This window comes from Paenibacillus sp. FSL R10-2778, assembly GCF_038593035.1.
In the GTDB taxonomy this organism is placed as follows: Bacteria; Bacillota; Bacilli; order Paenibacillales; family Paenibacillaceae; genus Paenibacillus_AQ; species Paenibacillus_AQ odorifer.
The window spans coordinates 5876909-5901303 of sequence record NZ_CP151956.1 but is presented as its reverse complement, the minus strand read 5'-3'; the positions used below and the strand labels follow the sequence as shown (position 1 = coordinate 5901303).

Here is a 24395-nt window from a genome sequence, read left to right as displayed (position 1 = left end):
CTCAACTGCCGCTATTTGCTAATTTAGAGCCTTTTCCGGTTAGTTTCGGACTGGAGGGGCGCTATTCCTCGTGAAATGGCTCATGTAGGGGTAATTTTGAGGCAATAGTGACACTGGAGTCCGATAGCTTATGAAAAGAGACGTTTGTGCGGAAATAACGGCTCTGGAGTCCGAAAGCGACTTTGAAAGCCCAAGTAACACCGTGCACCCAAGCGACAACGAGCACTTCAAGTAACATTAAGCATCCCGAGTAACGTCGAGCACTTCAAGTAACTTTGATCATCCCGAGTAGCGTCGAGCACTTCAAGTAACTTTGATCATCCCGAGTAACGTCGAGCACTTCAAGTAACTTTGATCATCCCGAGTAACGTCGAGCACTTCAAGTAACTTTGATCATCCCGAGTAACGTCGAGCACTTCAAGTAACTTTGAACATCCCGAGTAACGTCGAGCACTTCAAGTAACTTTGAACATCCCGAGTAACGTCGAGCACTTCAAGTAACATAGAGCAACTCTGTGGCTTAAAAATTGATTAGTTTAGGGGCAGTAGGGCGGTTACGGGAGGTCTGGCGTTGTGCTTTCGGACTCAGCTGCCGCTATTTGCTAATTTAGAGCCTTTTGCGGGTAGTTTCGGACTGGAGAGGCGCTATCCCTCGTAAAATGGCTCATAATGGGGTGATTTTGCGGCAATAGTGACTCTGGAGTCCGATAGTTGTTCAAAAGAGCAGTATTTGCGCAAATAGCGACTCTGGAGTCCGAAAGCGACTTTGAAAGTCCAAGTAACACCGTGCACCCAAGCGACAACGAGCACTCCAAGTAACATCAAATTTGCTGATGTTTTTTTGAAAGAGGTTACCTCATGAGTAGAAATGATTACTTCTGTGAGGGCCTCTTTTTTATGCGCGTATAAAGTTTAAGTTTGACGGTCCTCAAATTTGATTATTCATTCATATAGAGTTTGATTCTATGATATAAATGAGGTAGCCTTTATAGAATGGGTAGCCGTTATATAAATACATGTTAGTGAAGGGTTTGAGGGAAATGTTGTTGTCAAAATGGAGAGAGGTTTTCGCTACTAGGGCTGCTCTTAATGCTTGTACTATTATCAGGCTGTTCTAAAGGAACAGCGCATGTCACAGTGAATAAGAATGGAAGCGTAGATTTTGCAGTGAATATGAAAGTGAATTCGCGGGCAGAAGCGTTGATTAGCGGAAAAATGGAAGATGCTCTGGTAAACAAACTTAAAGATCAGGGGATTGAGCTAGAGAAAAGCCAAGATGGAAAATCTACAGTCTATGAATTCATGAAATCTTATGCCTCTTTTGAGGAAATGAAAGCACTCTCTGGTGACTTAGATATTGTGGACCTGAAATTAGATACCAAAGATTATTGGTTTTATACCAAATATGATGTTGAGGCGAAGCCTAAATTAAATAGTTACATAGACACCATAATGGATAATATGGGATCGCTCAGCTTATCGAAGCCGATTATTCGGGCGTTTTTGCAAAACATGGCTTTTGACTTTAAATTAACGTTACCTGTGGATTTATATGGAGACAATAATGCAAATGTGGAGGACGGCAGAACCCTTACTTGGAATGTTACACTAGCGGATACAGAGCCAATTCAAATGCAGGTTTATGTGCCTAATGTATGGAATATCGTGATTGTGCTTATCATTTTAGTGGTGGTTATTGTAACTGCGATTATATTGTTTATCAGAAAAAGAAAGCAGCGTAATAGAAAACGGTTCTAAGTGGGTTCGTAAGGTTTCGGAAGTGCCGGGAAGCTAGGATGCTTTACCGGCCTTCTTTACTTTTTAGCAGGCACAGAGTTATAATTAGTACCAAGTACTAATATCAGATACTAATTGAAGAGGTGATTGGAATGAAAGGTGCAAAAATTACCGCTATCGGAACCTATGTCCCAGCTAAAAGACTGACTAATGCCGATCTGGAACAGATCGTAGATACAAATAATGAATGGATTGTGCAACGGACCGGAATCCGTGAGCGCCGAATTAGTCGGCAGGATGAGTATACAAGTGATTTATGTGCAGCAGCTGTGCAGGATCTTATGACTCGTTATGGAAAAAGCGTTCAGGATGTCGATATGGTCCTGGTAGCTACGAGCACACCTGACTTTTCCTTTCCCTCAGTAGCTTCTTTGATTCAAAATCGTTTTAACATTCCACAGACTGCTGGTGCTATGGATTTGAGTGCAGCATGCGCGGGTTTTGTCTATGCACTGCATACTGCTCACAGTTATGTGGCTTCAGGAATGCATCGCAAGGTACTGGTTATTGGTGCGGATACGATCTCCAAGATTACGGATTATACTGACCGCAGTACATGTATTCTTTTTGGGGATGGAGCGGGAGCTGTACTTGTGGAAAGTGATGAGCAGTCGACGGGATTTTTAGGCTTCCAGCTGGCAAGTGATGGCGGTGGGGCACATCATGTTTACCGTACGGGGCTTGCCCATACTGTAAACAATATTGAGCTGGTAGATACACAAATGCTGGTACAGAACGGACGTGAAGTGTTTCGCTGGGCGGTCAGAACGGTTCCTTTAGGTGTGCAACAACTGCTTGAAAAAGCGGAGGTAACTCTGGAGGAAGTAGACTGGTTTATTCCACACAGCGCTAATATGCGCATGATTGAGCCAATTTGTGAGCGATTAAATTATCCGCTGGAGCAGGTGCTGCACAGTCTTGTGAATTTCGGCAATACTTCTGCTGCCACGATTCCTTTAGCACTCGATTTGGGCATCTGCGAGGGTAAAGTACAAAATGGACAAAAGATCCTGATGTATGGTTTTGGTGCCGGATTGACCCAGGCTGGACAATTGATTGAGTTGAATTTGGATCATCAGGTAGGGATACCTACTCCATATTAAGAGGTGGAATTTGGCGAGTTAATGTCCAATGAATGTTTATAACGAAACGTTTCGGTTAATCAATAAAAAGACAACGCTGTTTGCGGAAACCCGCTTACATTGGCTGTTGTCTTTTTTTTGTTGATTACTGAGTATTTAATTGACTGCCACAGGATTCACGTACAATAAGCACAGGCTCCACTACAAACGATCCACCGCCAGACTGATTGTTAATCAAGTCATAGAGCATATGGGCAGCGAGGATGCCAAGCCGTTCTTTGTTCTGGCGGATGGTCGACAGTTTTGGACTGGTATATTTACAGGCTTCAATGTCGTCACAACCGATAATGGCAATATCTTCAGGAACGCTGAGGCCGTGTTCTTTCAAAGCCCGGATGGCTCCCAGAGCCAGCAAATCAGAAGCCGCAAAAATGGCTTTTGGTAAATTTCCGGCTTGAATTAATTGCTGCATAGCCGTATAACCGCTGGGCTCAAAGAAATCGTCGCCATGAACAAACCACTGACGGTTCAAAGTGAGGCCAAAACTTTCAATAGCTTTGACATATCCGGATTCCCGCAGGTTAGAAATATCTGAATCCGCTGCACTTCCGATAAATCCAAGCTCTCTGTAGCCAAGTAGATAAAAATGCTCCACGACCTTGGAAGAAACCTGAAAGTTATCTGACATCACAAAGCCGGATTTTTTCCCCTTTAGCTCGAGGTCGACTCCGATACAAGGAATACTGCTCATATCCAGATCGCGGATGGTAGGCTCCATCTTTTGCCCGGAAATAATGACACATCCATCCACATTGAAATGAACAGATCGAGCGAAATAATCGCCGCTGCTGATGAATTTCTCGTTGGAAAAGAAAATGAGATCGTAGCCCAGAACGCCCATCTGCTTCTTAAAGGAATTTAGCACTTCTACGAAAAAGGGATGGGTAAATTCGACATTAAGCTCGCCAGCAAAAATAACCCCGATCAGATTCGACTTCTTAGTTGCGAGTGTCTTGGCGGAGTTGGAAGGTGAATATCCGGTTTGTTCGATGATCTCCAAAACTCTTTGCTTGGTTTTTTCGGAAACATCACTGTAATTGTTCATAATTTTCGAAACAGTCGAGACAGAAACGCCGGCCATTTCGGCAATCATTTTGATATTCATAGTTAATAAAGCCACCCTCCGCTGAATAGTTGAAATTTGAGAAAAAGACTGTTCTAGAGCGGTTATTTGCGAGTTATTATGAATAGGGTGAATGAAAATTCAATTATTTTCAGTCTATTATTATTGCCGAAACAAGTCAAATATATATTTCACTATGCAGATTTATTCCAAAATAATCTATGTAAAAAAATTCAAAATTAGATCTTTACAAAAATAGAAAACTAAGCAACAATAGCATTGTCGAAACCGATTTCGATTTTTCGCTTGAATTACGAATATTACGAAATTCGAGGAGTGATGTTTAGGATGAAAAGGAATTTCACAGCAGCGCTTGCTGCTATGCTCCTTGTCACCGGGCTGCTATCACCGGTTGGGAGCATGAATGCTTCAGCGGCAGAGGCGTTAAAGGAAAACTCACCTGATTCAGCGGCAACGAAAGTGGAAAATGAACCAATCAATGGATTGAAAGCGTTTACCGATGTATCTCCAAGTCATTGGGCCGCAGGCCCATTACAGCGTTGGAGCGCAAATGGGATCATAAGCGGATATGACGACGGGTCGTTTCGTCCGGGTAAGGAAGTCACGAAGGCAGAATTCGCAGCTATTATGAATCGTATATTTAATTATCAGGAGCAATCGGATAAGGTTCCCGCTGATGTCCAGGCTACAGACTGGTATAAAAATGATATAGCCAAAGGGATTGCAGCTGGATATTTAAGCAGTGATCAGAAGAACAATATTTATCCTTCAAAAGCACTTTCGCGCGCTGAGGCGGCGTTAGCATTGGAGAAAGTGTTTCGTTTCAATGCAGACAAAAGCAGTACAGCAGCATTCACCGATCTGAACGGAGTCAGCGATGAAACCGCAAAAGCAATAGCTGTTCTATCGAGTGCAGGTTATGTAAAAGGATATCCTGGAGGTTTGTTTAAGCCAGATGGTGGGATCACCCGTGCAGAGTTAGCTCAGTTGGCTGATCGAATGGTTTCGGGACTCCTCCTGAAATCAGGAGAGACTTCACTAGGAACAGTTAAGGGCAATGTAGTCATTAATCGGGCTGATGTGATTCTTAAAGACACGGTCATCCAAGGTAATCTTTATCTAACCGAGGGGATAGCTGACGGGAATGCAAAGCTTGAAGGTGTAAAGGTAACAGGGACTACTTTTGTACGCGGGGGCGGCGAGCAAAGTATCGGCTTATACCATACTTCTCTTGGACTGCTTCAAGTAGCCAAGCCTAATGGTAAGGTTCGGATTTATGCCAGCGGGTCGACAGCTGTGGGTACAGTGCAGCTGCTATCTGGGGCAATCTTGGAAGAAAGCAGCGATCTTACCGGGGCAGGGTTTGGGGATGTTGAGATGGATGTCGTTCCTCACAATATTTCGCTTCGCGGAACATTTGGAGCGGTTCGTTCGGCAGACTCAGCAGTCAGCGGTTCTTTGTTAAGAATCCTTGGAACTGTCGGCAGCCTTACTCTGGGAAGTCCGGCCCAATTAACATTGGAGAACAATTCACAAGTGGCGGCACTAATCCTATCTGCGAGCGCTGGAGGTACAACAATTCAAGGCAGCGGAAGCGTAACCACAATAGATAACAAAGCCGATGGAGTAACGATTGGCGGTGTAGCATTAAAAAAAGGAAACACTGGCAAAACAACATTGCCAATAGCAAGCTCAGCGCCAAGCAGTTCGGGGAATGTAGGTCCAATATCGACACCAAACTCCACACCTGAAGCAACGGCGACACCTACGGCAACTGCTACGCCAATCGAAACACCAACACCAACACCAACCGAAACACCGACACCAACAGCCACACCGACACCAACAGCCACACCGACACCAACACCGACACCGACACCAACACCAACACCAACACCAACACCAACACCAACACCAACACCAACACCAACGCCAACACCCACAGCCACGCCAACAGCCACGCCAACACCAACCACTGATCCGTGGACACTGGTGTGGGGGGATGAGTTTAATGATGGAGAGATTGATGCTACAAAGTGGACCTATGACCTTGGAGATGGTTCGCAATACAACAATCCAGGTTGGGGAAACAATGAGAAGCAGTGGTATACCAACGATGAAAAGAATGTAAAGGAACAGGACGGTAACCTGATCATTACGGCCCACAAAGAAGAAAAAGCTGGCAAACAATATACTTCTACACGGATTAAGACTAAAGGGTTGTTTAGTAAGAAATATGGGAAATTTGAAATTCGGGCCAAAGCACCTACTGGAAAAGGGTACTGGCCGGCGATCTGGATGCTGCCGGAGAACGATGTGTACGGGACTTGGGCTGCTTCCGGTGAGCTTGATATTATGGAAGGCTGGGGCAGTCGTCCAGACACGGTAGCGGGGACGATTCATTACGGCGGTATGGCGCCGAACAATGTATACTCCGGCAAAGAATATGTATTTCCGGATAACGCTACGATTGAGCAGTTCCATACGTACTCTATTGAGTGGGAGCCGGGCGAAATTCGCTGGTATGTGGATGGTGAATTATATTCGACCAAAAATGACTGGTACAGCATCAGCAATGGGCAGCCTGCCAATAATGTGTATCCAGCGCCGTTTAATCAGAAGTTCCACTTGCTGATGAATCTGGCCGTAGGCGGTAACTTTGATGGTGATCCGACTAGCGAAACCGTATTTCCAAAATCGATGGAGATTGATTACGTTAGAGTCTACGAGCTGACAGGTCGTGAGTACCGTGAGCCTGTTCCAGTTACACTGGAGAAGGCAGCCTATCCGGAAGGCTCCAAGCTTGCACTGGCAGACGGCAACATGGTCTATAACAACAATTATTCGGAGCAGGTGCCGGGGGATGGCGGTATGGGAATCCCGAATACCGCACATTGGGCACTTTATAAAGAAACAGGGGCTGAAGCTACGGTTTCTACCGTTCCTATTGGGGAGCGCAATTATGTGAAGGTAGATATCAGCAGTGGGGGCGGGAATTTTTATTCGATTCAACCCCAAGCTATCGTATCTATAGCTAAAGGCAGGTTCTATAAACTCAGCTTCGATGCCAAAACCGATATGTCCCGCAGTATGAGCGTTCGGTTAACAGGTGGAGAATCTCGTGGATTTGCAGCGTATTCTCCATCGCTTAAGGTAGATCTAACTTCAGCGATGACGCATTACGAAACGATGTTTCAAATGAAGGAGAACTCAGATATTGCTGCACGCGTCGAGTTCAACGTGGGTACCAATACTTCACCGGTATGGTTTGGTAATGTCAGATTAGAAGAGATTGAGAATATTCAATTCCCGCATGATAGTGCGAAGGAACCGCTGGCCAACGGTAATCATCTGTACAATGGTACTTTCGATATTGGGGAACCCAATCGGATGAGTTATTGGCATACGGAAGCAGCTGGTGGTGCCACGGTAGAATCAAGCGTTAATGACGCTGGCCAGTTAAAGCTGCAGATTGGCGGCAGTGAAAATGGTGAGGTTCGGTTACTTCAGAAGGGAATTCAGCTCATTCAAGGGCAGGACTACGAGGTTACCTTCAATGCTTCAGTCTCCTCTGCACGCACAGGAACGGTCCAACTACTAGCAAAAGACGGCAGTGTACAGGCAGAACAACCGGTTAACTTAAGCGAAGGTGAGCAAAAAATTAAAGCCACCTTTATCAATCTTGCAGGTGCAACCGATCATGAAGGACAATTCGTATTTTTGTTAAACGGGGCAGCGGATACAGTCGTTCTGGATAACTTCCAGATGATACGTACTAGCTTCTATTTTGATCCATCGCTAATATATTACCCGCTCCTGAATGGTGAATTTAACTTTGGGTTTAGCGCCTGGGATCGCCTGTTGACAGAGCAGGGTGGTCAGAGCAGCGCTACGGTTGCAGATGGAACAGCAAAATTTAGCATTACGAATACCGGCAGTCAGGCGTATTCTGTAATGTTGTTTCAGAACAACTTGAAAGCTGCTGCTGGAATGGATTATGTGGTTGAATTTGATGCCAGTTCAACCGTAATCCGCAAAATCGGGGTGAACGTAGAAAATGGTACGTATCAGGCCTCGTTCAGCAATATTCTGGAGGTAACGCCGGAGACGAATCATTACAGATTCGAATTCCGGCAAGGCAGCAAGGATACATTGTCTCTTAAATTCCTGCTTGGGAAGGTTGAGGGGATTAGTATTCCTCAAAACCATGATATTATCATTGACAATGTGAAATTTGAGATCAAAAATGCACCGGCCAAACCGCAGGAGCTGCTAAGCGACAGCAGCAATAACAGAGTTTCGCAGCCGATTGAGCTTACTTTTATCGACAATGCAAATTGGCGGAATCAAATCATGGCGGTAAAGGTTAACGGTACAACACTTAATGCAGAGCAGTACACTATTGAACCGGGAAAAATCACAATTGAAGCAGCAGTATTTCCGGCAGAAGGAAGTTATACCATTACTGTTGAGGCTGAACATTATGTTACTGCAACTGTCGCGCAGACTATTCTAGCTAATGATAACAATCTAGTCATCAATGGTTCGTTTGGCAGCGATAAGACGGGCTGGACTACATGGTCCGGAGAAGGTGGCGTCTCCGCGTTTAATGTGAAGGATGGCGTAGCTGAAATCCTGATTACGTCGGCCGGATGGGAAGCGTGGCATACACAATTTTTCCAAGAGGGTATTCCACTGGAGGGCGGAAAAACATATGAGGTGAGCTTCAAAGCAAAATCAACGGTTCCGCGCCAAATTGTGTTAGAATACTCCAATACTTCAGCTGCTTCCGCGCAAGCTAAGTTTGATATTCATGCGGATTGGGCTACTTATACAGCACAATTTACGGTGTCGAACAGCAACCCGCTGAAGCTTAATTATCTGATCGGCAAAACGCTGGGCGCTGATCCTGCGGCTAACAATACGCCGCATACGATTTCTTTTGACGATATTGTGGTCAGGGAGGTACAAGGGGGTCCACCAGTAATACCGCCAAGCGGTACGCTGGATAATGGAACCTTCGATGTAGATGCAACGGGCTGGAGCCAGTATTTTGACGGAATCGGATCTGCTTCTGTTCAAGAGGGGGAATTTGCTATCAACTTAACAGGTACCGGGCAAGCCCCTTATAGCGCACAGGTGGATTACGAAAATCTCAAGCTCGTTCAGGGAAAAACGTACACCTTGAAGTTTAAAGCTCGTTCTACAGTAAACCGCAATATTCAGGTAGCTGTGGAGCATAAAGGCGGGGACTACACCAAATATATGGAAGCTGAGCTTGTAGCCTTGACCCAGAATATGGACGAATACAGCTACACTTTTACCATGAATGGGGCAACAGACGCTGGTGTTCATCTGGTGTTTTTGCTAGGGCTTATAGATGGGAATAGTACGGAGACGAATAGTGAAATTAGCGCGGGCAGTACAATTTATTTGGATGATGTAAGCTTGATCGAAGGGTAAACGAAAAAAACGGCAGTGTTTTCCTTTTACAGGAGCACTGTCGTTTTTTTGTGTGTTTTTTGTGGGTTTGATTTAAGTTTCTTTAGGGATAAATTCAAAAATTTTGCCACTCTCAAAAGATTCTATTAGTTTCAGCAACCAGCGGTAGTAGTTAATGGATTCAGTTATTTTTTCTTCATCTGTATTTAAGAGCTGCATAAGTTTACTATCGTCACTATACTCTTTTTTCATATCGTTAATTTCTGCAAGTGATTTCGCTAGTGAGATCATATTACCTTCGACGGCTTTTCTCCATTTAATAGAGAAGTAATCACTGAAGTTCTGATGCCAGTCAGGCACAGTGGTGAACAAGTCTTTGCGCGTCCCTCTCCCCCATACTTTGTCGATCATTTTCAGATCTAGAAGGGTACGGACTCCCGTACTCATGGACGTTTTACTCATTCCCATTGTTTTGCTGAGCTCATCCAGTGTCACTGGACCTTGATTGAAGTACATATAACCGTATAAATGTCCAATAGACAAGGTAATGCCATACAGATCCATGTTTTTGCCGATAGAATCGATCACACGTTCACGGGCTTTACTAATCTTCTCTATTTGTTCGGGCGTAAGCCCTTCTAAATCGTTCATGATGTCCCTCCTGAGGAATAGGTCGATAGACTGCAACCTTATACAATGTATTGTAATCAAATCCCCCTCCATAAGTAAAGAATTCATGAATAAAGGAATTTGGCGTAAAACAGAGTATTCCATACATAAAGTTCGTAAAGTTAAAACTGTACACTAATTTTTATCCGTATATGGTGTTTGCATGAATTTTCAATAGTCCGGTAAACTACTATAAGTGAACTAAACCCGGATAACATTTCGGGAGAAGGAGGACGGCATGGCTATTATAGAGGTGAAACAACTAACCAAAGTATTCGGTCATGATGCGGGACGCGCGATTCCTTTATTAGAGCAAGGGATGTCGAAGGAAAAAATTGCTCAGGAATTGAAGTTGACAGTCGGAGTCAACAAAGCCGAATTCAGCATTGAAGAAGGAGAAATATTCGTCATTATGGGTTTGTCCGGCAGCGGTAAGTCGACGCTGGTTCGTTTGTTGAACCGCTTGATTGAGCCTACAGGGGGGCAAGTTCTTTTTAAAGGGAAAGATGTTGTGAAAATGAACCCGGAGCAGCTGCGCCAATTCAGACGGAAGAACATCGGCATGGTGTTTCAGAAGTTCGCATTATTTCCACATCGAAGCGTACTGGAGAATGCAGCATACGGGCTTGAAGTTCAGGGCGTAGATAAAAAGAAAAGAACTGAACTGGCAACGGAAGCCTTGCATCTGGTAGGTCTGAAAGGTTGGGAGAATCATCGTCCTGATCAACTCAGTGGAGGGATGCAGCAGCGTGTTGGACTGGCACGGGGCCTTGCCAACGACCCGGATATCCTGCTTATGGATGAGGCATTTAGTGCACTGGATCCGCTTATTCGTAAAGACATGCAGCAAGAGCTGCTGGAATTACAGGCCAGAGTGAAGAAGACCATCGTGTTTATCACTCATGATCTAGACGAAGCTTTGCGGATTGGAGATCGGATCGCACTGATGAAGGACGGAGTCATTGTGCAAATTGGTACACCGGAAGAAATCCTCATCCAACCTGCCAATAAATATGTAGAGCGATTCGTGGAGGATGTGGACTTGTCCAAGGTGTTGACTGCAGCTCATGTAATGCGTCAGCCGGAAACAGTCAGACCTGAACGCGGGCCTCGGGTAGCGCTTCAATTAATGCGTGACAGTGGTATATTCAGTCTGTATGTAGTGGACAAGGAAAATAAGCTTCTGGGTGTTATTACAGCTGAGGATGCCCTTAAGGCACTGAATGATAATAAATCTATTCTGGAAGTAACGCGGAGAGAAATCCCACGTGTACAACCGGAAACGCTACTCAATGATTTCTTTGAATTAATATCTGAGACACATTTGCCTGTAGCCGTCGTAGATGAAGCGGATAAATTGAAGGGTATTGTGATTAAAGGAGCCGTTCTTTCCGCACTCGCCGGCAACGCGGTACCGGAAGGAGGATTATAATGGACATTCCTAAACTGCCTTTGGGAAAGGCACTCGAGTGGTTGGAAAATTGGCTGACGACTTATTGTGGGCCCCTGTTTGACTTCATCCATTCGATTATCGGTGGTATGGTGGCTGGCATTGAAAATGCACTTACCTTCCTGCCAGCACTAGTACTTATCGTGCTTATTGCAGCTTTGTCTTATTGGATCGGTAAATGGCGCATGGCACTATTTGCGGTCATTGGGTTGCTTCTGATCGATAATCTTGGATTATGGGGACCTTCTATGCAGTCCTTGGCCCTTGTTCTAACCGCCTCGATATTGGCTGTAGTAATTGGTGTGCCGATTGGTATTTTATGTGCGCAGAGAAATACCGTTAGAAATATAGTTACGCCTATTTTGGACTTTATGCAGACGATGCCGGCTTTTGTATATTTATTGCCAGCGGTATCCTTTTTCTCACTGGGCGTAGTTCCAGGGGTTATTGCTTCGATTATTTTTGCAATTCCGCCAACGATTCGCTTGACCAATCTCGGAATTCGTCAGGTTTCGGAGGAACTGGTGGAGGCAGCAGATGCTTTCGGATCGACACCTACTCAGAAATTGGTTAAATTGCAACTTCCAATCGCTTTACCAACAATTATGGCAGGTGTGAACCAGACCATTATGTTGTCACTGTCAATGGTTGTTATCTCATCGATGATTGGTGCACAGGGCGTGGGTGCCTATGTATACCGTGCGGTATCACAGGCTAAGACAGGAGACGGATTCGAAGCAGGGATTGCGATCGTTATTATCGCCATTCTACTGGACCGTTTGACACAGAACGCACTAAAACCAAAACAAAGATAGGAGTTTTAAATAAATGAAGAAGAAAAATATAGGGCTATTCCTGTTAGTTATTATGATGATTGCTGTTATTGCTGGATGTTCCTCATCAAGTAAAGAGAAGGTAAAATTAGCATATGTAGCATGGGATTCGGAAATTGCGAGTACTTATGTAGTAAAGGAAGTACTTGAAACTAAGCTTGGAGCTACCGTTGAAATGCTGCAGGTAGATGCTGGTCCAATGTGGGCTGGGGTTGCAGACGGTAGTGCGGATGGAATGGTTGCAGCTTGGCTGCCAAGCACCCATGCGGCTTATTTAGAGAAGTACGGTGCAAAAATTGAAGATTTGGGTGCAAATCTAAACGGGACTAAGGTTGGCTTGGCTGTTCCTGCCTATATGGATATTAACTCTATTGAAGACTTGAAGAACAGTGATATGGCAGCAAAGCTGAACAATCGCATTATCGGCATTGAGCCAGGTGCCGGCATTATGACAACCACAGAAAAAGCTATCGCTGAATATGATCTTAGCGATTACACACTTCTTGAAAGCTCATCCGCAGCGATGGCTCAGGAACTGCAAAAGGCTTATGACAACAACGAGCCAATCGTTGTTACAGGCTGGACACCGCACTGGATGTTCGCCAATATGGATCTGAAATATCTGGAAGATCCAAAAGGGGTTTACGGTGCGGATGAACAGATCCACACGATGGTTCGCCAAGGTCTGAAAGATGACATGCCGAATGTCTACAAATTCCTGGATCAATTCGAATGGACAGCAGAAGATATGGCCAAAGTAATGATCGAGGTTCAGGGTGGGAAGTCACCAGAAGAAGCCGCTAAAACTTGGGTGGAGAGCAATCCGGATAAAGTGAATGCTTGGGTTGCAGGTATAGAATTGTAAGTAGATTAAAAACTGTGTTATGATGTGAAGAATAAATGGAAACAAAAATGTAACTTGTACGCTAACTACTGTTCTTTACACATTACACTTCATAAGCAAGCTCATTCAATAAAACACCCCGTAAGGGGTGTTTTTCTTGGGAATATAAGCAAAGTATTACAAGCTCTTAGTGTACCCTGCTTATATTTCAATAAGAATGGATACCTAGTTTACACACTTAGACTTATGCTTTGTCAAAGTAAATCAGGAGGCAGCTGCTGCAAGGAGTCAAGAGAGGAGACTGCTTCATGACAGAGACCATAAATACCTGGATTGATTGGCTGCTGCAAACGCTGGGCCTTAGCGGGCCATCTATTTTATTCGTGACCATCCCGCTCGCACTTTTGCAGAGTATATTAGGATTTTTTCCATTCGTAATTTTGATCGTGCTGCATGTCTCTGTTTTTAACGTAATTGGAGGTATGCTGATCAGTTGGCTGGCCTGCAATCTGGGCGGAATACTGATGTATTTTCTCATTCGGCGATATCTGTATAACTGGTTTGACCGAAAATGGAGAAGCAAACTGAAGCGCTATGATAAATGGCAACGTTACTTGGATCGATATGGGATTTGGACACTGGTGCTATTGCGTACGATCCCGATTATTCCGAATAATGTAATCAATTTCATGTCTGCTGTTTCACCGATTAAAGCCTCATCTTTTATATGGGGAACCGTACTTGGTAATTTGTCTTATATATGGTTATTCGGTACGATCGGATCCACCTTAATTGTTCCGCGTGAAGAATGGAATGGTTATCTTACCTGGTATGCGGTGTTTATAGCTATTCTCATTGGCATCTTTATTCGGCGTCATTGGGACCATTTGCAGGAGGATAAGCGGAGCAGAATGCACTAATATCATCTTCCCAGTTCATGATCTAAAGGATGAAGAACGTTACTTCAGGCGCAGTTTGCCGGAGGGAACGTTCTTCTTTTTTGTCCTCTTAGCGAATACCTTAAATTAAGTGGAGGTGGCTTGACCTCTGCGTAAGGCGGGAGGGACTATTGCAATGGGCAGATTGAAAAAATGGGGGAACCGAAGGCTGAGAATACCTGATCTAGGCCATTTTCGGCTGCCAAAAATAAATGGGGACACGAATCGGAGATTCTCAGCGAGAAGCTCTGCATTCAAGTCAAAACCCAGCCGGGCAGCGGTTAGGCCGCAGCGTACGCGCTTTGAAGCCAAACGTAGCAAAGGCCGCTTTAGGTTATCCAGCCGGCCAGAGAGTAAGGTAACGGTTGCAGGCGGAAGAACACATAAGCCAAGAAGCCGACGCAAATTTTGGCTGATAGCCTCCTTAGTAATACTTGTGCTGGTGCTGCAATCCTTGCGCTATGTGGAGCTGCATATGAAGCCGCCCATCCTGCATTTAGCACAAATACGTGTGAAGCAAATCGCTACGGAATCGATTAATAAGGCGATTACCTCTCAGGTTGCGAATGGAGGGAATGCGGAAGAGCTAATTGATTGGAAGACGGATAAGAACGGGAAAATATCAGGGTTCATGCTCAACTACGCGGAGCATATGCGTATTACTTCGCAAGCGGCACAGGTCATTCAGTCTACGCTGCAGGAATTGCATAATCGAACAGAATATATTCCGCTGGGGCAAGCGCTGGGCAGTCCCCTTATTGCTTCTTATGGACCCGATATTCCGATCAAGATTGAACCACAAGGTGCGGTTAAGGTTGAACTCAGCACCCGCCAGCAAAACGCTGGGATCAATATGATTCTGGTCGAGGTATACATTCATATTGTGACAGAGGTTGCAGTCGTCATTCCTTTTGATATGGAGCCGCAGGTAGTGGATACAGAAATTCCTGTGTCTTATCTGATGGTTGTTGGAGATGTACCTATGTATTATTACGATAATCAAGGTCAACCTGTGGGGGCGAACGGCAGCAGTGCTCCGGGAATTGCCATTCCTGCTCCAGCTGTAGGCGGGGATAAGAGTGGAGTAGTGGATCAGGGCAAGGATACCTCCAGTAATAGTCAGAAAGATAACAGCTCGTCTCCAGCGGCAACCGATCCCGCGAGTACGGGTGCAGAGCATACGGAAGAAGACAAAGGCGCGGGCGGAGGAAATTAAGGGGATATCACGCTTCAGCGCTCATAGACTATAGGTAGAACAGCTTTAATAAATGGAGCGTGAATCCTAATGTCGCAAGAATCTCTGAATGTGGAACGCTTGGCGGAAAGGTATGGGTTCTTGGAGCGCACGGGACTACTTCCACTGCCGAGTAAAGATGGGCTTACCCTTGTAGTTGAGCTAAGCCGCCTGGAATGTGCCGCAGCTTGCTTACCCTTGCTGCTGCTCCATTCTGGAGAGTCTGTGCGCATTATTGCTGTGGCGATGACTCCTGATTTTCCTATGGAAACTTTAGCGGGACAGTTCTCACAGGAGCAGCCGATTCTCTTTTTTCCTTATGAAAAGGAGGAGTACATGCCTAACCAGGCTTTGGCACAGATCGAAACCAGTTTCGCGGTTTTGCTTGAAGATTCGATCATGGTATCGCCTGGCTGGCTAAGTGAGCTATTGTGGGTTCCTTTTGATGATGCTGCAGTTAAGGTGGTGGCCCCTCGCTCTTCAACCGAAAGAGGGGAAGGGAAGAAACGTCTTCACTTCGGCACCTATGATGAGTTTGCTGCTCATGTAAGCTACAGTCTTGGCCGGCATCAAGGAGAATGGCGAGAGATGGATGTACTAACGGGTTCTTGTCTCCTGTTCTCTAAAGAGCTGCTTCAGCGTATTGGAGGGTTGGACATCTCGCTTCAAGCGCGGCCTCTTATGATCGCCGATTGGTGTCTTCGAGCCCGGCAGTCTGGAGCCAAGCTGGCGCTAAGTGATGCTGTGTATGTTCATGCTATACATTCACTTGATAGGGGCCAGAGAAGGCTGAACGGACCAACACTTGCGGATGGCTGGCAGGCGTACAGTACAAAATGGGCGCTGGAAGATGTCTTAGAAGCCGAAGAACATCTTGTACCGCAGAATGGATTCTTACAATCAACACAACCTGTTATTTCACTCGGTAAGGCATCCTTGACAACGCCATTAGTGACGGCGATTGTTTATTGTGAAGAGGATGGGAATGGGGACCATCTTCCGCAGGAATGGGCAGCTACACAGGAGCAGCAGAGCTACAAGAATATTCGCTGGATCTGGATCAAGGACAGCTGGATGAACACAGCTCCCGGCTTGCCAGTAAATGAACAGGATGTAGTGATTGCAGTTCGTGGTCAAGAGGCTTGGCTGCGGGCTTTGAGGAATGCATCTGCATTATTTGAGTGTGAGATAACTGTGTATTTATCAGACTCTATCAGGTATGAGAAATATTACGTTGAACGGGTAGTGAAGGCGATCACCCAAGGTTCCGCGGATCTGATCGTTAGTTTATCTACGGATATGGACGAAGAGGTGGGGCGGTTGCTTAGGGGGGACCCTTCGGGAATTGTTTTTCCATTAGAGCGAGTTGCTCATAAAGGCGGGAATGTGCCTGGAGTGATTACCTGTAAGGCGTCTACTTCGCACCAATTGCAGCTTCACCCTGAAGCTTCACTAACTATAGGTTATGTAGGGGATTTGTCCGAACCGCAGGGGAAGAAGGCAGATAGCAGCAAGGGCAAGGAGGCGCAGTCATGAAATATTTAATTCTGAGCAGAGGCTCCTGGGAGGAATACGAATATAAAAGACTGTTGGATCTTCTGCCCGAGCGGGAAGAGGTCTGTTTTGCCGGAAGAATGACTCTTGAGCAGCAGACTAACAGCCAGATCAAGCCGGTAATGATCGCGGATATTCATACTCTCAAGGCGAGGGAGTACACACTTCTGGTCTCTTCTCCCTATTGGCTACCAGAGGTTCTTTCTTTGCAAGCGGGATATATAGTGGCTTTGTTAGAGCGCTGTCCGGAAGAAGAAAATAAGGTCTTATGGGATAAATACAGCGGCTTGCTTGGAGCAAAGGCCGATCTAGTAGGAACCCGATCAGAACGGATCTATTTGGAGCAGAGCTTGTGCAGGGAGAATATTATTTATCTCGACGGGGATCAGCAGGAATCCTATGGAGTTGTATGTCAGCGCGAGCGGATTTATTTTCTGACAGATTATGAAGTGTTATGGAGTAAGGCGATTGGGAGCTTATGGCAGGAGGAGCCCCTCCTTGCTAAGGACTGGTTTAGGATTCAACTCCAGCTTAGGGCGGATTATTATACTTCGATGTGCGCCAAGCTGCCCAGCCAGCCTGTTGTACATTATTTGGCAGCATCTTATTTGTATTTGCTTGGGGACTCCACAGCGAATCGATATCTGGCGCAATCCTTTGAGTTAATGGTGCTGTATGAATATTTGGATTGCCTTATTTCACACTTCCGGTTTTTTTCTGCAATAGAAGCCAAGACAGGGAATCTGGAAACGGCGGTCCGCCAATTTGCGATTACAGCATTTACCGCAGAGGAGAAGCAAGCAGTAGAAAGGATGGAGGGCTGGCTCCATTCCGGGCAGGATGAACTGGTTCGCGCGGAGTTGTTCCACCTGAATGAGGATGAGGCAGCGGCGGTAAGAATTTTAAGTCCGCTAACTTCTCCCGAGGCAAAAGCGTTGCTGGTGCAAAATTATGTGCGGACTTTTCAATGGGAAAAGGCAATAGTGCTGCAACATGAGCAGGAAGAAAATGTGGATGAAGCCATGGAAGGCACCATACACTTGCTGTATGGCAGGCGGCACGAGGCCATTCGCAGCTTTTTAAATGCAGGAGGGCAAGACAATCAGGCATGGCCACTTTTGTCAGAGATGGCAGATCTCGAAGAGGCTGTTAGACGATTGAGAAGGAGAGTGGAGGATGAGTAGTCATAGAGGGCCACTCCGCAAAACGTCAGGCAATCGTCTGACCGCTATAATGCAGGTCAGGAACGAAGCCGGAAGGTATTTAGAGCAGGTGCTGGAGGAATTAAGTGAGTTCGTGGATGATATTGTGATCGTGGATGATGGGAGTACAGATCATACGGCTCAGTTATGTCTCTCTTTTGCCAAAGTTAAGAAGCTCGTAACCCTGCAAAGCTCTTTGTTTAACCGTGAATGGGAGCTACGGCAAACATTGTGGGAGCTGGCGGTATCTACGAATCCGGATTGGCTGCTGTCTGTGGATGCCGATGAATTCTATGAAGAGTCTGCTAAACGGGAGATGAGGCGACTCATCGATCAGGATGTGTATGACTGGGTATCCTTCCGATTATTTGATTTTTGGGGCGGCACCACACATTACCGTGAAGATGAGCATTGGAATATCCACACGAAGCATACCCGTACACTAGTCCGGTATTTGCCGAACTTTCATTATTTTTTTCCGAAAATGGATCATCATGTGCCAAGACTTCCGCTCTCTTATTCGGTATTGCCGGGTTTTCTTACCGAGCTGCGTGTGAAACATTATGGTTGGGCGATATCCCCTGAGGAGCTTCGGCGAAAATACTCGCGTTACCTGGAGCTTGATCCAGAGGGGCGCTGGGGTAGTCTGGAGCAGTACGAATCTATCCTTGATGAGCAGCCCCATCTGGTGGAATGGCAAGAGGAGCTTTGAAATCCGCATCTGATCTGCCAACCGGCTAAGTCCGGCTGGCAGATCTCAGAAGCAGCGCAGAAGGGATATGAGCTGATGGTATCCCTTGCGGATATACTTCTGCTGCGAGCTGCAGCTTGTAATAAGCGAGGCTCACGGCTGCGGTAGCCCCCCCGACTCTACGCAAAGCGGCTTCATCCTCTACATGAAGGATGGGCATCTCTCCACAGGAGTAGGCTATCGCAGCGTATAATTGCCACTCGGTACAGTCTGCAGGTGTATGATATTGAGGGTGCTTGCTGACATAAATAGAGCACCATTGTTTTTTTATGGAGGTAGGGGCTTCGAGTAATCCGTAGAGTAAGGGCTGCGGCAGACTGGACCATTGTAAGGAAGATCCTTCCGAATGGCGATAAAGTGTCAATAAACTATTCCAAGCACCAGTCTGAAGCAGCAATTGTGCTGCATAGTTGAGATCCGAAAGATCAGCTTTAAGCCTATAATTCCCCGCTAAAATATGATGGATCGATAAAATCCCCGGTCTGTAAGGCAATAGACAGACAAGCCAGCGCATGGCAGACTCAGTATCTCCAATACGGCAAGAGAAAGCCCACAGGTAGCCAAGTACAAAGGATCGGTTGGAAAGATGGGAAGGATCATGAAGCAGCTGTTCAAGCGGTGCGAGTGTCTGAAGATGTTCCGGTTGATTGTTTATTTCCAGAATCGCCTGCAATGCAGCCTGAACAGATGAGGGTAACTGGCTGGCTGTAGAAAGCTCAGCTTGCCATTCCGGATCGCGGGCATTGAGCGCTGCGGGCAGAAGATAACACAAAGTATCAGGAGATAAAGAGTGAAGATAGTTGTGGGTCAATGCTCGTAGTTGTGCCTTCTCTCCAGATAGAAGGCTTAGTGGGACGAGTTCTTTCCACGCTTCGCTATAATCAGGCTTATGTTGTATAGCAGCCTCGTAATGTCTCCACGCATCCGGATATTGGTATAACTTCTCACAGACTCTTCCGGCTAGTAGTTCTGTCCGATACGTTCCACTGCCTGAGGAAGAAGGGTATTTCTGTGCTGTATTCCCGCTCTGAAGTGCGTTCTCCAAGAAGTGCTTGGCTGAGCTGAGCTTCCCTTGTTCCAGTAATAGGAGGGCATAGCTTTCTAATAAATCCGTGAAATCAGGAAAAAGACCGCTCCCCGTACGAAAAACTTCCTCGGCTTCCTGCTTTCGGTCACATAGTTGTAAGGCGTACGCCGTCTTAAGGTAAATATCTGAGACATAACCGGAAGGGGCTGGAACATCGGTGAGCAGCGGAAGGAGGATCTCTGCCGCTTCTTTATATTGACCCTGCTGATAATACTCTGCCCCTAACGCGTAACGAAGAAAAAGATGGTTCGGTTGAAGCTGCAGATCCCTGTTGATGAGTGCTAAATTGCGGTTATATTTATTTTTACGCAGCAGTTCATCTTCTAAATATCCGTAGTGGAAAATACGCAAATCTGCATAAGCGATCTCCCCCGCTGGAAGCTCCCAAATGCTGCTGGCAATCTCCTCATGAATACTTCCGCGAAAAATAATTCTTTTATCATTTTTGAATAATCGACAGACATGATCTGTAACAAAATCCGCTTCAGGTATTTCACCGACATAGTGGATAATGGGCAGCCAATACCCATGAATATACTCGGCACCAAGCAAGGGCTGGAGCAGCTCCTCACTCCAATGATCCACAGCCTCATCAGCATCCAGTACCAGAACCCAAGCGGAAGTTGCATACTCTAGGCTTATATTCCGCGCTTTGGCAAAATCATTTTCCCAAGGAATGTCGATAATCTTTGCACCGAACCTCTGAGCGATTTCTTTACTGTTATCCTCTGAGCCTGTATCCGCAATGATAATCTCAGACACTAGCCCGCGCACAGAGGATAAGCATTTCTCCAGATGGTTTGCCTCGTTCTTAATAATCATGCAAAGTGTGATATCCGGTGTGGTCATAGGAATACGTCCTTCCTAATCTGAAACTCTGGGCAGTGGAAGTGCGAGCCGCACTCTTTTAGCCGCTGGAGAATAGGGGGTTGAAGAAGTGAGGGAGGCAAGCAGACGATCCGCCAACAAAAGCTCCGAACGCCCTGGGTGATAGGCTGGGTTGAATAACGAGTCATTAGATGAGGACTGCCCTGTGGTCTTCATCAGCTGTTTTGCTGCCTCTTCACATCCCTCAATCCGCAATAAATCTAAGAGAAGTCCGCTTTTAGCAGCTGTGTATTCGGGTAGATGAGCGTGAAGCCAGCCCAAAATTTCATTTTCGCGCTCAGCACATTTTAAGGCTCGGATCAGTCGGGTTATGATGGGTGTTGGCTCGGGATGAAGCTGAGCAGCTTTGGTATAACAGACACAGGCCTTGGTCTCATCGCCTATTTCTTCGCATAACTGTCCCAGCAAATAAAATGTCAAATAAGATCCGAATCCGGACTCGGTATGGTAACCGGAAGGAGCTTCTCCAATGACTAAGGCTTGCAGCAATGCTGTTTTGGCCTCAGCTAGGGCCCCCATTTGAAACAGCAGCACACCTTTGATATGAGCCAAGTCAGGATAATCCGGATGTAAGGTTATCCCTGAGTCGCAAGCTTCCAGCGCCGCGCTGAAATCTTTTAATTCTGCCAGGCAGCGGATTTGATATTTGTGCAGCAGATGAACGTAACTTGTGTCGGGTGGAGCTTCGTTAAGTGATCTTTTGATATGCTCTAGAGCCGGTTGATATTCACTAAGCCGCATATATTCAACAGCCATATTGAAATGGTGGAAGGGGTCATTGGGATTTAACTTTAGCTGTTCCTTGAGCAGCTCTACATTTCGTTTGATCTTATCTTTTTTTGCTACTACGCCGTCTGCATAACCGTAATGATGGATGACTACGTTGCTTAAATGCATAGCTGCTTTGGGTGTAGCTCTTACGATCGTTTCTGCAATCTGTTCGTGGATGATGCCGCTGAAACGGTACTGCGGGCGGTTACGGAATAGCCGGATAATCGGATTAACAGTAATGGTCTGGGAAGCTGCGGTTAAACCTTTATGATTATGAATGCGCAGAAAAAAAGCTTCATACTCCAAATGCTCCGCACACAGCAACAGCTCCCCCTTACTTTTCGCATCCAGTTCCTCGTCTCCATCCAGAATGAGAATCCATTGTCCGTGGGCTTGCTGAAGACCCGCGTTGCGGGCAGCGGCAAAATCGCCATTCCAAGGATGGTGAACAACTTTAGCTCCAAAGCTTAGAGCAATTTGTAGCGTGGAGTCGGTAGAGCCGGTGTCGACTACTATGATCTCATCGGCGACACCACGTACACTTTTTAAACATTGGCTTAGGTTATCTCCTTCGTTCTTAACGATCATGCATAGAGAAATCAGAGGTTTTTGGCTTGGCATGCTCATTTGGCTGTCCTCCCCTCACTCTGGCGGAAGCTCCACTGTGTGTGCCACGGTGTACGATTTAGTAAAAAGATGGATTTATGGATGGCACCAATATCCGTTTGCAGTGGACCATGAACGTTAGCTGCATCCAAGCTGTTCAGTGCCTCCTCCATGCTAAGCTTCGCTTGCTGAAGGTAACAGAGTGCTAAACCCACTCGGGCAGCCTCATGCTCAGGCATCTGCTCCAGTGCTTGTTGAAACCATTCACTGGCTTCCGTGTAATGCCCTTTGTCAAAGACCATCTCACCTATATAAAAAAGAACCTTCGCATCAGCTGCTTGATCGCTAACTAACCTGATAAAATGCTCACCGGCTGCATTCCTATTCCCTTCTTTATATAATGCTGCGGCTAATTCAGACCGGAAGGGAGGGAACAGCTTTATCAAAGCTTCGCTTAACGCGGGCTGGTGTAGTTTTACTGATTGTTCGATCAAATCTGAAATGAATGAGGAATGTAATGTTAATGAATCTACCTCTGCTTCAGCGGGATCTACCTTTTGTTGCTGGTGGCACTTCTGAATGTATTGCAGTCCGAAACGGAGTTCGTCTGGTGCATAGGTTAGCAGGTCATTGTGGAATTCTCCAAAAAGCGCCCAAGAGCAAATAGCCCAGAGGGTAGCCCACTTTTTCAGATATTCTAAATCATGGTTATCTTGCGTAGCTAAGGAGGTCATTTGTCTTATGGTTGTATAGGCGTCCTCTAGCTTGCTGGTGATGAGGAGTGAAGAGATCATCCAATTTGCCGTCTCTAATTCCAAGGGAAAAGTGTCTCGGGATAAGTTAGTGATGGTCTCATTAGCATTTATCTCAAATAAGCTGTCAATGATTGCAGCTCGTTGGGCAGCATTAGTTGGGGGGACGAGTTGTATCAGCAAGCCGGCAATCTCCTCATCGGGTACAGCTAAGCGTTGAAAAGCAGAAGCTATTCCCTGCAAGGCAGGCCTATATAAAGAGTGGTGTTGAAGCGCACGGTGGTAGAATCTCGCAGCGTCCTCCTGAAGCTCAAGCCGCTCTGAGATTAAGCCTAGTCGATAAAGTGGGCGGAAGGTGTTCATCCCTTGCTCAGATACATATTTTTGACTAACATGATCTCCAGAAATGGATGCTGCACGCTGATAAGCTTGAAAAGCACGTTCTAACAAGCCTTGACTCTCCAAAGATTGGCCTAATAAAAAATGCAGGTCAGGGTAATCCTCATAACGCTCCAATTCAGGCAACAGCAAGGGATCTATGATATTGGTTTTTCCTTGAGTCAGATAAATTTTACAGAGATCTCTAATCATCGTAGGACGGTAAGAAGCTTCAAGTGGCACATGGTGAAGGGTCTGGCGAAGTAATGTCTCTGCTTCCTGAAGACGACCGTCCTGACAGCAGGTGACTGCTAAATTATACGAGTGAAAAGGATCTTCCGGTTGTTCGGCTAAAGCGCGTCGCAGCAGCTGCTCATTGCGTTTGATTTTATTTTTTCGTGCCATGATTTCCGGCAAATATCCGAAGTGTTCAATCTCAATATCACTATGCACAATCGCCGAGATGTTATGTGATTTAAGGATTGCAGCGTCAATTCCTTCATGAATTCTTCCGCTATATCGATAACCCTGTCCATTTCGGAATAAACGAACCGCACTGTGCTTTACCTTATCCTCAGGCCGAACGCCAAGCCAATTATCAATGTGTACTGTAAAAGCCTGAGCTTGCGTGTTTTGCAGGAGGCTGCGGAGTTCCGGAAGTGGAGTTTGCAGGCGTTCATCGGCATCAAGGACTAGAATCCAATCGGTATCCGCCTGATCGAGACCTTCGTTACGTGCTGCAGCAAAGTTTTCTGTCCATTCCCGTTGGAATACTCTAGCCCCGTGCGCTTGGGAAATAGCTATGGATTCGTCAGTAGAGCCTGTATCTATGACCACAATCTCGTCAACACCTGCTACGCTTGTGAGACAGTGGGGCAGAAGATCAGCTTCATTGTTAACGATGAGGTGGACGCCAAGCGTAATATTGTTCACGTTGTTTCCTCCTTGTTACATATGTAGAAGTTGAAATCAG

General features: G+C 46.0%; 16 protein-coding genes. 11 read left to right on the top strand and 5 right to left on the bottom strand.

Annotation, left to right across the window (positions count from 1 at the left end; genetic code table 11):
- The first annotated feature begins 1089 nt into the window (after positions 1 to 1089).
- Positions 1090 to 1758, top strand: coding sequence for a DUF3153 domain-containing protein (locus tag NST40_RS26440; RefSeq protein ID WP_076277198.1), 669 nt, complete (start codon positions 1090 to 1092; stop codon positions 1756 to 1758).
- A gap of 131 nt (positions 1759 to 1889) precedes the next feature.
- Positions 1890 to 2900, top strand: a complete 1011-nt coding sequence (locus NST40_RS26435; protein ID WP_076277199.1) for a ketoacyl-ACP synthase III — start codon at positions 1890 to 1892, stop codon at positions 2898 to 2900.
- Between the two features lie 124 nt (positions 2901 to 3024).
- Here NST40_RS26435 and NST40_RS26430 read toward each other — a convergent pair whose 3' ends face one another.
- Positions 3025 to 4059, bottom strand: a complete 1035-nt coding sequence (locus tag NST40_RS26430; RefSeq protein WP_256719035.1) for a LacI family DNA-binding transcriptional regulator — start codon at positions 4057 to 4059, stop codon at positions 3025 to 3027.
- Positions 4060 to 4350: 291 nt separating this feature from the next.
- On the opposite strand from NST40_RS26430, the gene NST40_RS26425 reads away from it, so the two are divergent.
- Complete coding sequence (locus NST40_RS26425; RefSeq protein ID WP_342410141.1) at positions 4351 to 9486, top strand: carbohydrate binding domain-containing protein; 5136 nt, start codon at positions 4351 to 4353, stop codon at positions 9484 to 9486.
- Positions 9487 to 9558: 72 nt separating this feature from the next.
- Here the strand turns inward: NST40_RS26425 and NST40_RS26420 are convergent, their stop codons facing one another.
- Positions 9559 to 10116, bottom strand: coding sequence for a transcriptional regulator (locus NST40_RS26420; protein WP_036685364.1), 558 nt, complete (start codon positions 10114 to 10116; stop codon positions 9559 to 9561).
- 256 nt (positions 10117 to 10372) lie between these two features.
- On the opposite strand from NST40_RS26420, the gene NST40_RS26415 reads away from it, so the two are divergent.
- The 8 genes from NST40_RS26415 (at position 10373) to NST40_RS26380 (ending at position 18901) form a co-directional block, all read left to right on the top strand.
- Positions 10373 to 11566 (top strand): glycine betaine/L-proline ABC transporter ATP-binding protein, encoded by a 1194-nt coding sequence (locus NST40_RS26415; protein WP_036685362.1) that lies wholly within the window; start codon positions 10373 to 10375, stop codon positions 11564 to 11566.
- Complete coding sequence (locus NST40_RS26410; protein ID WP_076099393.1) at positions 11566 to 12399, top strand: proline/glycine betaine ABC transporter permease; 834 nt, start codon at positions 11566 to 11568, stop codon at positions 12397 to 12399. The genes NST40_RS26415 and NST40_RS26410 overlap by 1 nt, the downstream gene beginning before the upstream one ends.
- A gap of 13 nt (positions 12400 to 12412) precedes the next feature.
- Complete coding sequence (locus NST40_RS26405) at positions 12413 to 13282, top strand: glycine betaine ABC transporter substrate-binding protein (protein ID WP_076220053.1); 870 nt, start codon at positions 12413 to 12415, stop codon at positions 13280 to 13282.
- 287 nt (positions 13283 to 13569) lie between these two features.
- Positions 13570 to 14181 (top strand): VTT domain-containing protein, encoded by a 612-nt coding sequence (locus NST40_RS26400; RefSeq protein WP_076099392.1) that lies wholly within the window; start codon positions 13570 to 13572, stop codon positions 14179 to 14181.
- A 154-nt stretch (positions 14182 to 14335) separates the two neighbouring features.
- Positions 14336 to 15415 carry a sporulation protein YunB gene (gene yunB / locus NST40_RS26395; RefSeq protein WP_076099391.1) on the top strand — a complete coding sequence of 360 codons (1080 nt, stop codon included), beginning with the start codon at positions 14336 to 14338 and terminating at the stop codon, positions 15413 to 15415.
- A 69-nt stretch (positions 15416 to 15484) separates the two neighbouring features.
- Complete coding sequence (locus tag NST40_RS26390; protein ID WP_076277200.1) at positions 15485 to 16969, top strand: hypothetical protein; 1485 nt, start codon at positions 15485 to 15487, stop codon at positions 16967 to 16969.
- Positions 16966 to 18171 (top strand): hypothetical protein, encoded by a 1206-nt coding sequence (locus tag NST40_RS26385; protein WP_076277201.1) that lies wholly within the window; start codon positions 16966 to 16968, stop codon positions 18169 to 18171. The genes NST40_RS26390 and NST40_RS26385 overlap by 4 nt, the downstream gene beginning before the upstream one ends.
- Positions 18164 to 18901, top strand: coding sequence for a glycosyltransferase (locus NST40_RS26380; RefSeq protein WP_076193397.1), 738 nt, complete (start codon positions 18164 to 18166; stop codon positions 18899 to 18901). Before NST40_RS26385 ends, NST40_RS26380 begins: the two co-directional genes overlap by 8 nt.
- A 25-nt stretch (positions 18902 to 18926) precedes the next feature.
- Here NST40_RS26380 and NST40_RS26375 read toward each other — a convergent pair whose 3' ends face one another.
- The 3 genes from NST40_RS26375 to NST40_RS26365 are packed head-to-tail and all read right to left on the bottom strand — an operon-like array spanning position 18927 to position 24355.
- Positions 18927 to 20876 (bottom strand): glycosyltransferase family 2 protein, encoded by a 1950-nt coding sequence (locus NST40_RS26375; RefSeq protein ID WP_076277202.1) that lies wholly within the window; start codon positions 20874 to 20876, stop codon positions 18927 to 18929.
- A gap of 15 nt (positions 20877 to 20891) precedes the next feature.
- A complete protein-coding gene (locus NST40_RS26370) occupies positions 20892 to 22313 on the bottom strand; it encodes a glycosyltransferase (protein WP_076277203.1) in 1422 nt (473 codons plus the stop codon).
- Positions 22310 to 24355, bottom strand: a complete 2046-nt coding sequence (locus NST40_RS26365; RefSeq protein ID WP_076277204.1) for a TPR domain-containing glycosyltransferase — start codon at positions 24353 to 24355, stop codon at positions 22310 to 22312. The genes NST40_RS26370 and NST40_RS26365 overlap by 4 nt, the downstream gene beginning before the upstream one ends.
- Positions 24356 to 24395 lie beyond the last annotated feature (40 nt).

Coding starts and splice junctions, on each gene's coding strand:
- NST40_RS26375 (WP_076277202.1), bottom strand. CDS start 20,876: ATGACCACACCGGATATCACACTTTGCATGATTATTAAGAACGAGGCA.
- NST40_RS26420 (WP_036685364.1), bottom strand. CDS start 10,116: ATGAACGATTTAGAAGGGCTTACGCCCGAACAAATAGAGAAGATTAGT.
- NST40_RS26435 (WP_076277199.1), top strand. CDS start 1,890: ATGAAAGGTGCAAAAATTACCGCTATCGGAACCTATGTCCCAGCTAAA.
- NST40_RS26380 (WP_076193397.1), top strand. CDS start 18,164: ATGAGTAGTCATAGAGGGCCACTCCGCAAAACGTCAGGCAATCGTCTG.
- NST40_RS26400 (WP_076099392.1), top strand. CDS start 13,570: ATGACAGAGACCATAAATACCTGGATTGATTGGCTGCTGCAAACGCTG.
- NST40_RS26440 (WP_076277198.1), top strand. CDS start 1,090: ATGCTTGTACTATTATCAGGCTGTTCTAAAGGAACAGCGCATGTCACA.
- NST40_RS26415 (WP_036685362.1), top strand. CDS start 10,373: ATGGCTATTATAGAGGTGAAACAACTAACCAAAGTATTCGGTCATGAT.
- NST40_RS26425 (WP_342410141.1), top strand. CDS start 4,351: ATGAAAAGGAATTTCACAGCAGCGCTTGCTGCTATGCTCCTTGTCACC.
- NST40_RS26385 (WP_076277201.1), top strand. CDS start 16,966: ATGAAATATTTAATTCTGAGCAGAGGCTCCTGGGAGGAATACGAATAT.
- NST40_RS26370 (WP_076277203.1), bottom strand. CDS start 22,313: ATGAGCATGCCAAGCCAAAAACCTCTGATTTCTCTATGCATGATCGTT.
- NST40_RS26390 (WP_076277200.1), top strand. CDS start 15,485: ATGTCGCAAGAATCTCTGAATGTGGAACGCTTGGCGGAAAGGTATGGG.
- NST40_RS26410 (WP_076099393.1), top strand. CDS start 11,566: ATGGACATTCCTAAACTGCCTTTGGGAAAGGCACTCGAGTGGTTGGAA.
- yunB (WP_076099391.1), top strand. CDS start 14,336: ATGGGCAGATTGAAAAAATGGGGGAACCGAAGGCTGAGAATACCTGAT.
- NST40_RS26405 (WP_076220053.1), top strand. CDS start 12,413: ATGAAGAAGAAAAATATAGGGCTATTCCTGTTAGTTATTATGATGATT.